This is a genomic window from Frankia sp. CcCS3 (genome assembly GCF_977927575.1).
Genome location: NZ_CDWRCL010000097.1, coordinates 1 through 12,660, shown reverse-complemented (window position 1 = coordinate 12,660; position 12,660 = coordinate 1). Strand labels below are relative to the sequence as shown.

12 protein-coding genes and 1 pseudogene are annotated in these 12,660 nt (G+C 71.2%); 7 read left to right on the top strand and 6 right to left on the bottom strand.

The features are described from left to right. Positions 1–408: 408 nt before the first annotated feature. Positions 409–1,122, bottom strand: a complete 714-nt coding sequence (locus AC08OQ_RS10690; protein WP_462203314.1) for a hypothetical protein — start codon at positions 1,120–1,122, stop codon at positions 409–411. 204 nt (positions 1,123–1,326) lie between these two features. On the opposite strand from AC08OQ_RS10690, the gene AC08OQ_RS10685 reads away from it, so the two are divergent. Then, positions 1,327–1,728: a restriction endonuclease subunit S gene (locus tag AC08OQ_RS10685; RefSeq protein WP_476612016.1), complete on the top strand. Its 402-nt coding sequence runs from the start codon at positions 1,327–1,329 to the stop codon at positions 1,726–1,728. A 196-nt stretch (positions 1,729–1,924) separates the two neighbouring features. On the opposite strand, the gene AC08OQ_RS10680 is transcribed toward AC08OQ_RS10685, so the two are convergent. Next, a complete protein-coding gene (locus AC08OQ_RS10680; protein WP_476600832.1) occupies positions 1,925–2,593 on the bottom strand; it encodes an alpha/beta fold hydrolase in 669 nt (222 codons plus the stop codon). 559 nt (positions 2,594–3,152) lie between these two features. Between AC08OQ_RS10680 and AC08OQ_RS10675 the strand changes: the two genes are divergently transcribed. Further along, on the top strand, positions 3,153–4,451 hold the full coding sequence (locus AC08OQ_RS10675; RefSeq protein ID WP_476600830.1) for a glycosyltransferase family 9 protein: 1,299 nt from the start codon (positions 3,153–3,155) through the stop codon (positions 4,449–4,451). A 9-nt stretch (positions 4,452–4,460) separates the two neighbouring features. Here AC08OQ_RS10675 and AC08OQ_RS10670 read toward each other — a convergent pair whose 3' ends face one another. Together AC08OQ_RS10670 and AC08OQ_RS10665 are read right to left on the bottom strand one after the other, a co-directional pair. Then, complete coding sequence (locus AC08OQ_RS10670) at positions 4,461–5,168, bottom strand: hypothetical protein (RefSeq protein WP_476600828.1); 708 nt, start codon at positions 5,166–5,168, stop codon at positions 4,461–4,463. Between the two features lie 98 nt (positions 5,169–5,266). Then, positions 5,267–5,590, bottom strand: coding sequence for a hypothetical protein (locus AC08OQ_RS10665; RefSeq protein WP_462203659.1), 324 nt, complete (start codon positions 5,588–5,590; stop codon positions 5,267–5,269). Positions 5,591–6,198: 608 nt separating this feature from the next. Between AC08OQ_RS10665 and AC08OQ_RS10660 the strand changes: the two genes are divergently transcribed. Together AC08OQ_RS10660 and AC08OQ_RS10655 are read left to right on the top strand one after the other, a co-directional pair. Beyond that, positions 6,199–7,995, top strand: coding sequence for a PP2C family protein-serine/threonine phosphatase (locus tag AC08OQ_RS10660; protein WP_476600824.1), 1,797 nt, complete (start codon positions 6,199–6,201; stop codon positions 7,993–7,995). Then, on the top strand, positions 7,992–9,362 hold the full coding sequence (locus tag AC08OQ_RS10655; RefSeq protein WP_476600822.1) for a vWA domain-containing protein: 1,371 nt from the start codon (positions 7,992–7,994) through the stop codon (positions 9,360–9,362). The genes AC08OQ_RS10660 and AC08OQ_RS10655 overlap by 4 nt, the downstream gene beginning before the upstream one ends. Before the next feature lie 364 nt (positions 9,363–9,726). On the opposite strand, the gene AC08OQ_RS10650 is transcribed toward AC08OQ_RS10655, so the two are convergent. Then, complete coding sequence (locus AC08OQ_RS10650) at positions 9,727–9,954, bottom strand: hypothetical protein (protein WP_476605217.1); 228 nt, start codon at positions 9,952–9,954, stop codon at positions 9,727–9,729. A gap of 363 nt (positions 9,955–10,317) precedes the next feature. Beyond that, complete coding sequence (locus AC08OQ_RS10645; protein ID WP_476605218.1) at positions 10,318–10,473, bottom strand: hypothetical protein; 156 nt, start codon at positions 10,471–10,473, stop codon at positions 10,318–10,320. Positions 10,474–11,012: 539 nt separating this feature from the next. Here AC08OQ_RS10645 and AC08OQ_RS10640 point away from each other — a divergent pair. The 3 genes and pseudogenes from AC08OQ_RS10640 to AC08OQ_RS10630 all read left to right on the top strand — a co-directional run. Next, positions 11,013–11,252, top strand: a complete 240-nt coding sequence (locus tag AC08OQ_RS10640; protein WP_476600836.1) for a hypothetical protein — start codon at positions 11,013–11,015, stop codon at positions 11,250–11,252. A 428-nt stretch (positions 11,253–11,680) separates the two neighbouring features. Then, positions 11,681–12,373 (top strand): protein kinase domain-containing protein, encoded by a 693-nt coding sequence (locus tag AC08OQ_RS10635; RefSeq protein WP_476600834.1) that lies wholly within the window; start codon positions 11,681–11,683, stop codon positions 12,371–12,373. Next, positions 12,370–12,660: pseudogene (locus AC08OQ_RS10630) on the top strand (hypothetical protein); the annotation flags it as partial. The gene AC08OQ_RS10635 and the pseudogene AC08OQ_RS10630, both read left to right, overlap by 4 nt.

Sequence of the window (12,660 nt, the reverse complement as noted above, 5' to 3'; positions counted from 1 at the left end):
CCCCCACCTGCGGACGAGGGAGGAAGCCAGCCCCACGCCGACCATAGGGGACGTAATGAAGTAACAAATACGCGATCGAGAGCATCATCGCAGGTCACAGGCCTGTGGAGGGTTCGAAACGCGCAAGTTATTTCATTTCGACTCCATAGCGGTGGGAGCGCACTCGAAGTCAACCGGTCGGCCGGCATGGCCCGACCGAGTCCGCGGGCGGACCGTCGCCGCCGCGATCAGGAGCGCAGGTAGCCAGGTGCTTTCGCCGAGCAGTTCCTCGACAAGCCGGCCATGATCCTCGCCTGGACTTCGGGGGACGTTGGCACGCTTTTCGGCCCGCGGAGCGTGACTACGTCCCCCGATCTTTCCGGCATCTGTCTCGCCGGCACCCGCGCGACCGCGACGGCCTTGATCGCATCAGCGATCGGTGAATGCGGCAACGGTCACGTCGCTATCCAGCCTCACCGCCTGATAGCCGTAGGTACTGCTCAATTCTATTTTGAAAATGATGCAGAATCGATCGACGGAGGCGATGGTTCTCGCCAGGTCACGGTATTTCTGCTTGAGCCCGTATACCGCAGCCCGGTTGGTGACCGCGGTCTGGCCGCAGATGAGGATGACCGGCCTGGTTGAACCGGGAGGCGTGAACCTGGCGACGAGCGCGTATTCTCGGCGGCCTTTCTCCAGAAGGAACCTCCGCTCGCCGACAACGAAGGCCCCGGAATCGGGTTGGCCCGGTGCGATGGGACGGACGGCGACGCCCGGCAGGTGCGTGGCCAGGTGGCCGCCGGTGCGAGGGTTCGACTCGGGGCCGCCGAGGCAGAACTCCGTGCGGTCGCCGTTGATGTCGTAGAACTCGTCGCATGAGTGCACGGAGATCGGGCAGCCGAGCTCGCCGGCGAGCGTGGCGACCTCGATCATCGCATGGACGTCGTGACGGCTGACACTTCCGGGTGCGTCCCACGTGTTGTTCATGATAACGAGGCATGTGCCGCCGGCCTCCAGACCGAAGAACTCCGCCTCGCGACGCAGGGCACGAATGTTCTTCGCCCGCTGCCAGAGCCAGACCGATCCACCGCTGAGGACGCTGGTCGCGAGCCCGATCGCGATATTCAGGAATACCGCCGTCAATCTGCTCCCCTCACCGTTTCCAGCCGGGTGGACGGCGAGATCATCCCATGCCGGCGCGGCCGGTGGCCGGGCCGACGTCCGCGGCGCCGGCCCAGCCCAGCCCGGTTCACCACGTGGTACCCACCGCCCCGGTCGTCGTCGGGCGGTGATAATCTTGGTGACGCGGTTGATTTTTCATGACATGATCCTTTCGGATGCCAGGCGCTGATCACCGATGATCATCGCGGCTGGCTATTCGGGACGGCATGTCTTCGCCTCCGCCCGTACCAGGCGATCGAATCCCGGTATCTCCTCTATTACCTCGGGCATCCCGCGGTTCGTGGTTGGACCCTCCGTAACGCCAGCGGGTCGGCGGTACCCACGCTGACCGCCGGGACCATGCGAGCGATGCCGCTCCTCCTACCACCACGGTCGATACAGGAGAGAATCGCAGGAATTCTCAGTGTTTGGGATGGCCAGTCCGCGGTTTATGATCGCATCAGTCGGGCCGGTGCGGGTGTGCGTGATTCTCTTCTTGCCCTGCTCGTGAGTGATGCGATCCTGCGGGATGGGCCGCCGTCATCTGGAGAGCGGCGACAGCGAGCGGGCACGTGGTGCATCAAGTGATGTTATGACCGGGTCGGCATCAATCGGGGTGAGCCGCCGACCGAGGTGGTCCGCGCTGTCGCCCGCGCGGTGATGCGGGCCGATCTCCGCATTGACCAGGATGTGGTGGTTCATCACGGTGTGCTGGGCGGTGTACAGCAGGTTTGGGCCGGACGGGGTGGTGACAGCCTCCTCGGGGATAGGACGCTGGGTGACATCAGCGAATGAGATCGGTGGATATCTGGTCGGCGCGGGTGAGATGATCCTCCACGGCGGTCAGCCAGGCGATCGGGCGGCTTGCGTGTGGATTGTGGTCGGCGCCGGCGATCACCGCGAGATGGGCGTCCGGCACGGATCGGGCGAGCGTCTCGGCGGCGTCACGAAGACTGAAGTCCCGTTCACCAACGATGACGGTGGTCGGGGCGCCGATCTCGCCCAACCGTTCCGTGAGGGACGGATAGCTGCTCAGGTCCCGCCAGAGCGCGACGATCGCGTTCGGATCCATCCGGCCGAGCCCCGCCACCGCGCGGTGCCGGCCGGCGTGGACGGCCGTTGCGATCGCCGCCGCCCCCGCCAGCAGGACGGACACCACCCGCTTCGTGATCCCGCCCGTGCCCGTGGCGGGAGCGGCGGCGGTGTCAGCGAGAACCAGGGACCGCACCCGTCCCGGATGGTCGAGCGTGTAGCGCAGCGCCACCACCCCGCCCATCGAGTGGCCGATCAGGTGGACGGCGGGCAGCCCGAGCACGTCGACCACCGTCGCGAGGTCCGCCACCAGCTGATCAAAGCTGTAACCCGCCCGGCCCGTCGTGGCCCAGCCACTCGCGCCATGCCCTCGCTGGTCGTAGGTGATCACACGGCGGGACGCGGCGAGCTCCGGAGCCACCGCGGCCCAGCCCGCCGTGGTGCCGGCGATCCCGTGGAGCAGCAGGACCGGGATATCGTCACGCCCGCCGCGGACCGTCCCCGGGCTGCCGTCGGACGTCGTGGTCCGCGTCTCATCCTGGGCCCGTGCCTCGTTCGGGGGACGGTCGTCCGCCCGGAGGTGGTCCGGGGGCGGGGGAACCGGTGGCCGGGGAAGCTCCGGCGGGGGGATCGTCGGGTGGGAAACCCTCCGGCCGTAGCTCTTCGACGTGCAGTTCCAGATAGTCCGGACCCGTCGCCACCGCTACCCGCCGCTCCACCGAGATCACCACATCTCCATGGTCGCGTCTCGCGGGGCCGGACAGCCCCCGATCGGGTGATCGGGGGCTCGCCGAGCGGCAGGCGAATCTTCGGCTCATGCGACGCATCCGGAGAATCTCGACAGCGCCGGGCGGGGTCGAAGCGTCCGACGAGGAATATCCGGATCGGGAGAAAGCGCGGACGGGAAGAACGCCGGCGTAGGGGCGTAGGGGCGCAGGGGCGCAGGGGTAGAGAGTAGGACGCGGGCGAGGGGGAACGACATGGCCGAGAAGGACGGGTGCCAACGGGCCGGGTTCGGGCCGTTCGTCCGGGAGCCGCTGGAGGGCGTGCGCCGGATCGCGGTGCTGCGGGCCAGCGGGCTCGGCGACTTCGTGTTGGCGCTGCCGGCGTTGGAGGCGCTGCGGGCGGCCTATCCGGACGCGCATCTGGTGTACCTCGGTCTGTCCTGGCACGTCGAGCTGTTGGCGGGCCGCCCGGGACCCTGGGACGAGGTGGCGGCCATCCCGCCCTGGCCCGGCGTGTCCACCAGCACGCAAGGACCCTCGCCGACCGGTACGGCCCCGACCTCCGCCACCACCGACGACCTACGGACGGATGGCACTCGAGCCGACGACGAGGTGCGAACGGATCGCGTGCGCGACGGCGAGGTGCGCGACGGCGCCGTGCGCGCGTTCGTCCGGCGCCACCGGGTGGCCCGCTACGACCTGGCGCTGCAGCTGCACGGTGGGGGCGCCCATTCCACCCCGCTGGTGCACGCCTTGGGCGCGCGGTTCACCGCCGGTGGCCGGGACGTGGGAGCGCCGCCGCTGCACCGGTCCGTTCCGTTCCGGCATCTGCAACACGAGACGTTGCGCAACCTGGAGATCGTGGGACTCGTCGGGGCTTCCCCCGTCACCCTGAACCCCGGATTGACCGTGACGGCCGACGATCGCCGGGCGGCCGCCGAGGCCATGGCCGGCGCCGAGGTCACGGCCGGGGCCGCCCCGCTGGTCGTTCTGCATCCCGGCGCGAGCGATCCGCGTCGGCGCTGGCCCGTCGACCGGTTCGCCGGAGTCGCGAACGCGCTCGCGGCGGACGGCGCTCGCATCATGATCGTCGGTGTAGCGGCCGAGCGAGCCCTCGCTGAACGGCTCGCGGCGGGCGTGTCGGGGCCCGTGGTGAACCTGGCCGGCCGCCTCTGCCTGCCCGGCCTGGTGGGGATTCTCGCCACCGCCGACCTGATGATCGGTAACGACTCGGGGCCGCGGCACCTCGCCGGTGCACTCGGTATTCTGACCGTCGGCGTCTTCTGGTGCGGCAATGTGATCAATGCTGGGCCGCTGGAACGGGCCCGCCACCGCATCGCCACGTCTTTTCAGACGACCTGCCCGGAATGTGGGGCGAGCCAGGCGCACGGGCGATGCCCCCACAACCCGTCGTTCGTCGCGGATGTATCCGTGGACGAGGTCCTCGTCGAAGCCCGGAACCTGCTCGCCCGGGACTGGCTCGCCTGGGACTGGAAGGTACCCCCGGGTCCGTCTGACTCGGCTCCGCTCGATCGGCCAGCCGCCGTTCGATGATCGGGACGGTCAGCCGATTCCCGCGTGCATCTCGAAGTCCAGCGCACCGATGCCGACGAGCCAGTACACCCAGTCGGCGTCGCGGGTCGGGGCGACCTGTCCGCCCGGTGGCTGGTAGCCGACCCGCCTCGCCTTCTCCAGCGCGCCCGCCAACCGGTCGTTGAGCGAGGTCTGCTTGATCCCCAGCCGGTCGGCGGCGGATTTCTTGGGACGTGGATCCGGGTTACGCAGGGGCGGCCACCGTAGATGCTGCTCGAAGACCACGCGGATCGCCTCGGTCTCCTTCTCGGAGAGGCGATCGACCTCGTTGCTCTCCGTCACTCGACGATCGCGGGCGATCCGGCGGACGCCGGTCGGCTCCGGCTCGCATAACAGCAGGTAGCTGCGCTGCAGAGTACCGCGCAGCCAGATCGCGGTCGGCCGGTCGGTCACCGACACCAGCCCGCCCTGCTCGACGGGATACGTCGGCTGCCCCCAGTTCCGGACATCGGCCTGGTTCAGGTTCGCGATTTCCACATTCCAGCCGCCGCCCGGCGCGGCGGACACGCGGGCGGCCCGGCGGGAGAGTTTCCGGTCCGGCGGGCCGGCGGACAGATGCCGGTGCGACGCGGCCTCGTCACAGACGTCGTCCGGGGCGGCGCCGACGCACAGCTGGTCGGAACGGCGCAGCCGCTGGTCGAATTCGACCCGATCGTCGACGAGGAACCGCAGCCGCATGGCGAGCGAGTGTAACGGTACCTTTCCGCAGGGTGGTTTCGGCCCCTCCGGTCGCCGCTTCCCCGGCGATCTCGTCCGTGCCCGGATACCGGTGTGGGTCAGGCGTTGCTGCCGTCGGCCCCGCGCACCGCCCGCGCGTGAATCTGAAACTCTTCGAGGTCGGAGCCGATGAGACGACCGAGAACCCGGATCACGTCGGAGCGTTCGATCGCCACCGGGCGCCACAGGATCGCGGATTGGGCTTCGCGCAGACCGGCCTCCCGCGGGAAGGCGAGCAGGCGTCCGCAAACCCAGCTGAGCCGACGTACCTGAGTGGTAATCGGGAAGGCCAGGATGACGCCGTTCTCCACCCGCACCGCGACCACCGGGCGCCGCTTGTAGCCGGCACAGTCCGAGAAGTCGACGCGGGCATCGAGGACCATCGCGGGCCCCAGCGACGTCCACGGAACCGGCCGCAGGTGCTTGAGGGAATTCCCGCTCGGTCGCGGCTTGCTCGTCGTAGTCGATACCGATCGGGGATGTCCGTCCGGTCCGGACGCGTAGCGGGCGAGGTAGTCCGGCAGCGGCTGATCGCGCCGAGTGCGTCGGCGGGCCTGCCGGGCCCGGTCACGGGCAAGTTGCTGCAGTGGGTTGCTCCGCCTGGCCGGGACCTGGCGCTGAGCGCGGCGGGAGTTGAACTCGGGCACGGTGCCTCCGGAAGGTAGTAGGCCGTTGCCATCGACCGTCGCAGAAGCCGCCGATGACGACCAGACCGATAGATGTCGGTTATGGCTGTCCTTTACCTGACGAGGCCGAGCGGTACCGTCATATCGCGCGGACAGGCATACTGCAGATCCTTCGCGATCTTGCGGGAGGAAGGGGGGACCGTCGTGCACGTCGCCGTTGCCACGACCATGGACGCTGATCGTCTGGATGATTCGGACGGTAGCGTCGGGATGCCCGCATCCCACGCCCCGGCAGATGTGATCGGGAAGCACCGTTGACCGGCCCGGACGGACCTGTGGTTTCGCCGGGCGACCCGGTTCCGGCAGTGATCACAGTGGTCGTGGGCGGGGACTCCTCCGATGTCCCGGGCTGCGGCGTCCTGGACGGCTCGCGCGCCATCGATGGTGACGTCGCCGGGATTGATCCTTCCGGGGCGGTGACCGGTTCACCCGGAGCGCAGGAGGCGAACGAGCTCGGAGGCCCGGACGAGCCGGCGGCCGGGCAGGACGACAGCGACGAGCTGGAAGACGCCGCAGCCGCCGACGACGCGGACGTGGACGCCGACGCCGACGCCGACGTGGACGAGGGGGCCGGCGCGGTCTCCTCACGCCATGCCCCACCCCGCGTCGCCTTGCCCACGGCGAGCGCCGGACTGATCATGCCTGCGCGGGTCGAGCTGAGCTGGCCGGAACTTCCGGGACTGCCGCTGGTTGATCTGCTCGACAGCTATTCCGCCGATGCTCCCGCGGTCTCCGCGGCCGCCCTGCTGCGCGCCTTCGTCGAGATCGGCCGCAGCCTCGAACCGTTCCATCAGCAGGGCGTGGGGCTTCTCGCGCCGTGGAGCTTCAGGTGGACCGGGCAGAGCCTCACCCTGGCCGTCTGCGATCTGCTGGACGCGGGCAGGCACGACCCCGTCGACCCCTGGTTCGTCACTCCGGCGGGGGAGTGTGGTCCCGCCCGTGACCTTCGCCTGTTCGCCGTAGTGCTGTTCAAGGCGCTGACCGGCGAGTGGAGTAACCGGGACGCCTCGATGCTGGCGATGGCCGGGCTCGCCGCCGGCGAGTGGCCGCCCGGCGCCGACGCCGCGCTGCGGGCCTGCCTACATCCCGAGCATGGTCGCCGGGCGGCCGGAGCCGGTGCGCTGGCGTCGAGGATCGCACCCTTCGTCTTCCCCGCGCGCAACGAGCGGCTGACGACCGTCGTCGCGTGCGAGAGCGTGACGGGCTGGCGCAAGGCGGGCGGCAACCCGGAAGGCGACAACGAGGACGCGGTCGGCTGGGCGAAGGTCGAGGACCCGTCGGACGGCACGACCACCGCCTGCGCGGTGCTCGACGGCATTACCGGTCCCGGTGACGGTTCGGGACGGTGGGCGGCGCGGGCGCTGCTCGCGGCATTCCGCCGCCGGTGGAAGGACAGCGAGACCGAACCGGAGCGGCTGCTGCTGGACGTCGCGCTGCCGCCGCCGCCCGCGCCGCTGAGCCGCCGGGCCGCCGCGGTGGCGGTGCTCGCCTCGATCTCCCGCGGTCGCGCCGACATCGCGACCGTCGGGGACTGCCGTGCCTACCTGCTGCGCCGCTGCGGCGACGGCTTCGCGGCCACCCGGCTGTCCAGCGAGCACAGCGTGGTTGCCGAGGCGATCGTCGCCGGCCAGGCTCCCACGCCCGAGGAGCGCGGCATCGTGACCGAGAGCGTCCGGACGGCGCAGCGCGGCGCGACCGCGGTGGCGACCAGAAGGGTGCAGCTCGCCGACGGCGACCTGCTGATCCTCGCCACCGACGGGGCGTGCGAGGCGGGCGTCGACACCGCCGAGGACATTCCGGGCGTGGCCGACTGGAGGTTCTGCGACGTGCTGGAGGACCTCGCCTCGGTCGCCCGCACCCCCGCCGAACTGGCCTCGTTGCTCTGCCGTCGGGCGGAGGACCTCGGTGGGCACGACAACGCCACCGTCGCGATGATCGCGATCCGCTCCGCCCGGGAGAAGGTGGTCGCCACCCGGACCAGACCGCGCCAGCGGGCGATGCTCACCGGCGTCGGCGAGTCCCGCGGCGCCGGCACGCGCATCCACGGGGAGCCGCGCATTCACGGGGAGCCGCACATCCACGGGGAGAAAGGAAACCGATGAACGACAGGGACCGGCTCGGCGTCGAGGGCCGGATGGACCGGGGTGTCACGAAGCCGGGTGGGGTGCTCCGGCTGACGATCAGCGTGGCCGATCCGCCGCGGGGCCGGCGGGAGGTGGCAGTCGCTGTCGCGGTCGACGCATCCCTGTCGATGCTGCATCCAGCGGCGCCGGATGCGGTCAGCAAGTGGGAGCTCGCGCAGCGGGTCCTGGAACGCGTGCACGGCCTGCTGCCCGACGGCTGTCCGCTCGTGCTGGTGCGCTTCGCCCGTGAGGCGCGAGTGATCAGCGCCGGACGCCGGCCCGACCGCCTGCCGGCCGTCGACGGCCCCACGAACAGCGACGCGGACTCCTACACCAACATCGGCGACGCGCTCACCGTCGCCGGGCGGGAGCTGCTCGCGCAGGCGCCGGACGCGGACGTCTACCGGGTCTTGCTCATCACCGACGGCGAGGCCAACATCGGCCGCTGGCAGCCCGAGCAGCTTGCCCACATCGTCGCCGGGCTCGGCGACCAGGGCATCGGGACGGACGTGCTGGGCATCGGCGTCGACGCCCGGGACGAGGCGCTTGCCGAGATGGTCGGGGTGTGCGGCCAGACGCAGCACGTCTGGGCGGCGGCCGAGGACGTCGACCGGATCGACGCGATCGTCTCGTCGCTGATCGAACCGGTGGTCGGCGCGGCCGCGGGGCGCGGTGAGCTGCGGGTCCTGATCCGACCCGGCTGGACGGTGGAGGCGCTGCGGCGGATCAAACCGCAGCGTCACCTCATGAAGGTGCCGCCACCGACCTCGCGCGGCACCGAGCTGCGGCTGCCGCTGCCCGCCGTGAGTACCGGCGAGGACCGTCCGGTCTTCCTGCTCCGGCTGCGCGCTCCGGACACACCGCTCGGCGCGCACACGATTCTTCAGGCCCGCGGCGGGGTGGTCGCCGGTGGACGGCGGCTGGCCGTGGACAGCCGGGCCGACCCGCAGGCCGCGCAGCGCTTCCGGGTCACCGTCGAGGCGGATGTCTTCCCGGACGCGGAATCCTCCCTCGAACACGAGGAGAGCATCGCGGAGTTCGACGAGGAGATCGCGAAGCGGGCCAGCTTCGCCCATTCCCGGGAAAGCGTCACCGAGTTGTTCCGGAACGCGGCGCTGTGGGCGGCGGACCGTGGATTCGACGATCTGGCCGACCACTACAACGCGACGCTACGGGCCCTCGGCCAGGGTGTCGCGCCGGCCGATGCGGTGTCGGGAGCCCGGGTCCGGGCGACCCGCACCAGGACCCGGACCCGTGATCTCGTCGAGGCGGGCCCGGTGCCCGGCCGGCCACACGGCGGGGCGGTGTCCCGTCGGCGTCTCGACGACGTTCTCGGCAACAGCTGACAACCGGTAGGAGTCCCATGTCCTCGACGACGGTGCTGTTCGACGTCAGTAACATCACCCGGGACGGTTCGCCGGGCAGCTTCGCGCAGATCGGTCTCGGCTGCGCGCACGGCGCCCGCTGCCCGCGCCGGTGCGGCGTGACCGCGCGGCTGTTCGCCGTGGAGGCCGCCGCCCGCCGTGCCTTCGGCGCCGACGCGACCTTTCGCTATGTGGCCGACAACAGCCTGCGCGGCCTGCTCGACGACCTCGCCCCACTGCAGCGGTACTACCGTGACGGCGCCCTGGTCTGGGCGGCCGAGGCCGATGACATCCTGCTCGAGGAGGCGAGGGCCGTCGGGGGGAAGGTCGTCAGCAAGGACAACTTCTACGGCAAACGCAACATCGACGCCCACGCGTGGATCCAGGGCGACGCCTCGACCTTCTTCGGATGGAAGGTGCTACCCGCAGCCCCGGCGGGCGAGAACGTGAAACTGGTCCGCCGGGCGATGAACCGGATCGACACCGTCACCTGGGAGCGGGCCGCACGGCAGGGCGAGGTGAAGGCGTCGGGCCTGCGGGGGCGGCCGGAGGTCGTCACCGCCGCCCGCGCCAACGCCTATCGCTGCGTGACCCCCGACTGCGTGAACGCCCGGCTGGTCTGTCCGCTGTGCCGACGCCCGGTCCAGGAGATCGAGACGGATACCGGGCAGGCGGCCGGGGACGCCTCGGGCGCGGCGGCGCCCGAGACCCCGATGCCCCCGGCGTCCCCCGTGCCCCCGGCACCTCCCATGCCCCCGGCGCCGCGGGACGCGCCGGCTCCCCGGGGAGCGACCGAGCCCCTGGACCTGGATGTCCCGGACCGGCAGGCGGGCCCTGGCGAACCCGGGGAGGGGGGCCGCAGGACCCTGGCGGACGCGTTCGGGGACGCGTTCGGGGATGCGCTCGCGGACGCCGCCACGATCTTCGATGCTCCCGCCTACATCCCGCCCTCGGGCACCGCGGGGGCGCCGACCATCGTCGGCCTGCCCGTGCCGTCCGGCGCCGGGTGGGGTCCCAGGGTGGTGGCGGGTCCGGTCGTGCTGCGGATCGAGGGTGGCGGCACCCATCGTCTCGTGACGTTGGAGGTGGGCACCACGGTCGTCCTTGGGCGGCATCCCGACGACAACCTCGGCTCGGAGCGGCTCGTTGACGTCACGGCCGGGCTCGGTAGCAGTTACGACTACATCAGCACCCGGCACGTGGAGATCACCCTCACGGCTTCCGGCACGGCGACGGTGGTCGACCGCTCCCACAACGGCACCAGTCTGGGCGACGACCGGCTGGTGCGTGACCTGCCCCGGGAGTGGTGTTTCGACGTCCCGCTTCACCTGGCCGGGTCGCTCGTGCGGGTCGGCAGGGTCAACGCGGTCGTCGCAGCTGAGGCGGCCAAGGCAGCTGAGGCGGCCAAGGCAGCCGGGGCAACCAGGGCGGCCGGGCGGAACAGGCTGGCGGCTGACCGTCCGGCGCGGCGACGGCTCGTCGTTCGACACCCCGAACGTGGGACCCGGCGAACGCATCGTGCTGGGACGGCAACCGAACGCCGTGCAGCGGACGGCGGACGACCTGATCGTCGTCGACGTCTGCGACCGGCTTCAGGTCGACGCCGCCGGCCGGGTCTCGCGGCGCCATCTGATGGTCGGCAACGAGCGCGACGGGACGGTGACGCTCACCGATCTGTCGACGAACGGCTCCTGGCTGGGTTCCCGGCGGCTGACGCCGGGTGTCGCCGAGAGGTGGGACGGCGAGGAGCCGGTCTCGCTGGTCCGCGACGTCGTGGGCCTGGAAGTGCGTGTGACGGCACCCTGGCCGGCCGGCGGGGTGCTCGGGAGCGGCGGACCCGGCGGCGGTGGGGTACTCGGAGGTGGCCGGTGAGTACGGTCGCCTCCGATCTGGAGATCGTCGAACGGTTGCGTTACGGGGCGTCCTTCGCGTCGGTGCCGCGCACCTGGGGCCGTGGCCGGTACCGCTGCGTGCGTCATCTCGCCGAGGGCGGCCAGGGTTACGTCGAGCTCGCCCGGGACGAGTGGAGCAACGCCCTGGTCGTCGTCAAGGGCGCATGGTGGGGCGGCCGCGACCACGACATCAACCCCGAGTACGCCAGGACCCAGTACGAGAATCGCTCGATCGACGTCGAGGACGCGGTCGCCGTTCAGGCGGCGCTCGGCGAGATCACCCATGGGGTGCCGGCCCTGGTGGACGTCGTCTACGGGCCATCGCCGACCCGGCACGACCATAACGCGCTCGTGACCGGGGGCAACGAGCGGGAGGCCGAGCGGTACAACCGTGAGGCGTTCATCGTCATGCAGTTCATCGGTGACATCGGACAGATGGTGCCCACCACGCTCGGCTCCCGGGTCACCGAGTCCGGCCCGCTCAGCGCCCGCCAGGTCGTCGAACTGGCCGACCAGATCAGCGCCACGCTGGAGGCGATGCACACGATCCGACCGCAGCGGCTCTACCAGCATGAGGAACGGATCAGGGGGTACTGGGTCCACGGCGACATCAAGCCGGAGAACATCCTCGCCGCCGGTGACCCACCTCGGTACTCGCTCGTCGACTTGTCGACGGCGGCGATCGTCGAGCCGTCGGCCAAGGTCATGCCCACCACCGCGACCCCGGGCTATGCCCCGCCGGGAGCCGAGCCGCTCAGTCCGCAGTACGACCTGCACTGCCTGGCGGCCACCCTGCTGTTCGCGCTGACCGGTGACCGCCCGGACGACTGGCTCGGCGGGGCGACCGAGGCCAGGTCGGCCGCGGACGCCGCCGGTTCCCAGGCGGACGCCGAGGCGCGGGACGAGAAGCTGCGGCAGTTGCGGGGTGAGCTCGCGGCCCGTCGCGTGCACCCCATGCTGATCCGCCTGATCACCGACTGCCTGCCCGCCGATCCGCGCTTCCGGCTCGGCACCGCCACCGTGCTACGTGCGGAGATCGCCGCGGTGCGCACCGCGCTGGTCGCCCGCGAGGTCCTGTCGGATGAGGAGCCGCAACCGTGAGCTGGTGGAACCGGAGTCCGTGGGGGAGCCAGCCCGACGGCGGAGCGGGCTCGAACGGCGGGGCCTTCCAGGGCGGTCGGACGGGATCGCCCGGCGCGGCGTCTTCGGGTGGTGGCGGGTACCCGGCCGGCACCGCGGGTCCCGCCGCCGCGGACGACTTCGACGACTTCGACGACTTCGCGGACCCCGAGCCGCTCCCCGCCGGACCCGCCGGACCCGCCGACGGCGCCGCGTCGGCGCAGCGGGGACACCGGCCGGCGCGGACCGGAGGCGCGCGGTCCACGCCG

Coding starts and splice junctions, on each gene's coding strand:
- AC08OQ_RS10675 (WP_476600830.1), top strand. CDS start 3,153: ATGGCCGAGAAGGACGGGTGCCAACGGGCCGGGTTCGGGCCGTTCGTC.
- AC08OQ_RS10670 (WP_476600828.1), bottom strand. CDS start 5,168: ATGCGGCTGCGGTTCCTCGTCGACGATCGGGTCGAATTCGACCAGCGG.
- AC08OQ_RS10665 (WP_462203659.1), bottom strand. CDS start 5,590: ATGGTCCTCGATGCCCGCGTCGACTTCTCGGACTGTGCCGGCTACAAG.
- AC08OQ_RS10655 (WP_476600822.1), top strand. CDS start 7,992: ATGAACGACAGGGACCGGCTCGGCGTCGAGGGCCGGATGGACCGGGGT.
- AC08OQ_RS10640 (WP_476600836.1), top strand. CDS start 11,013: ATGGTCGGCAACGAGCGCGACGGGACGGTGACGCTCACCGATCTGTCG.
- AC08OQ_RS10635 (WP_476600834.1), top strand. CDS start 11,681: ATGCAGTTCATCGGTGACATCGGACAGATGGTGCCCACCACGCTCGGC.